This window comes from Cellulomonas composti (assembly GCF_007990245.1).
Taxonomy (GTDB): domain Bacteria; phylum Actinomycetota; class Actinomycetes; order Actinomycetales; family Cellulomonadaceae; genus Cellulomonas; species Cellulomonas composti.
This window is the reverse complement of record NZ_BJWG01000031.1, coordinates 1-1,119: the sequence shown is the minus strand read 5'-3', so window position 1 is coordinate 1,119 and position 1,119 is coordinate 1. Positions and strand designations below refer to the sequence as shown.

Below are 1,119 nucleotides of genomic sequence, written 5' to 3'. Positions count from 1 at the left end.
GAAGCGTCCCAGGTTTGATGCCGCTCCTGTTTGAGTCCAGGAGGATGGCCACCATGCCGAAGAAGATCGATCCCGAGTTGAGGGCGCGCGCGGTGCGTCTGGTCAACGATCACCTCGGGGAGTACCAGAACGTGACGGCGGCGTCGATCGCGGTCGCCAAGCAGCTCGGTGTGAGCCGGGAGTCGGTGCGGCGTTGGGTCGCCCAGGGCGCGGTCGACGCCGGTCAGCGGCCGGGTGTCACGACGGCCGAGCTCGAGGAGATCAGGAAGCTGAAGGCCGAGAACCGGCGGCTGCGTGAGGACGTGGCGGTCTTGAAGGCCGCGACGTCTTTCTTCGTGGGGGAGCTCGACCCCCGCAACCGATGATCATGGGCTTCATCGACACGATGCGGTCCCAGGGCCACGCGGTCGAGTCGGTCTGTCAGGTCCTGCGTGAGCAGGGTCTGCAGGTCGCCGCGCGGACCTACCGGTCCTGGCGGGCCGCCCACGGGCGGGTCGCCGCACGCACGCTGAGCGACGCGGCCGTGCTGGACGCCGTGCGGTCCGCGGCGTGGACCACCGGGCCCGACGGGCGCCGCAGGCTCGCCCCGGAGGGGCTGTACGGGCGCCGCAAGATGACCGCGTACCTGCGTCGCGGCCTGGCCCCGGGCGCGTCCCGGGGCGCGGTGGACCGGGCGATGCGCTCGCTCGGGCTGTGCGGGGTCCGCCGCGACAAGGCCGTCCGCACCACGATCGCGGCGAAGGACGGCATCCGGGCCGGTGACCTGCTCAACCGGCAGTTCACCGCGCCGGCGCCGAACCGGGTCTGGGTCACCGACTTCACCTACGTGCGGACCTGGGCGGGGTGGGTCTACGTCGCGTTCATCCTCGACGTGTTCTCCCAACGGATCGTGTCCTGGCACGCCGCCACGTCCAAGCACGTCGAGCTGGTGATGGTCCCGCTGCGTATGGCGCTGTGGCAGCGTGACCGCGAAGGGCACCCGCCAGTGCCGGGTGAGCTGATCCACCACTCGGACGCCGGGTCCCAGTACACGAGCCTGCGCCTGACCGAGCACCTCGCCCTGGAGGGCATCCACCCCTCGATCGGGACCGTCGGCGACGCGTACGACAACGGCTTGAT

The 1,119-nt window shown here is 71.0% G+C and carries 1 pseudogene and 1 other annotated feature; the pseudogene reads left to right on the top strand.

The annotated features are described in order from the left end of the window. Positions 1 to 53: 53 nt before the first annotated feature. Positions 54 to 1,119, top strand: a pseudogene (locus tag CCO02nite_RS15550) (IS3 family transposase); the annotation flags it as partial. Continuing rightward, positions 323 to 457 (top strand) — a sequence feature (AL1L pseudoknot). Its footprint overlaps the pseudogene before it by 135 nt.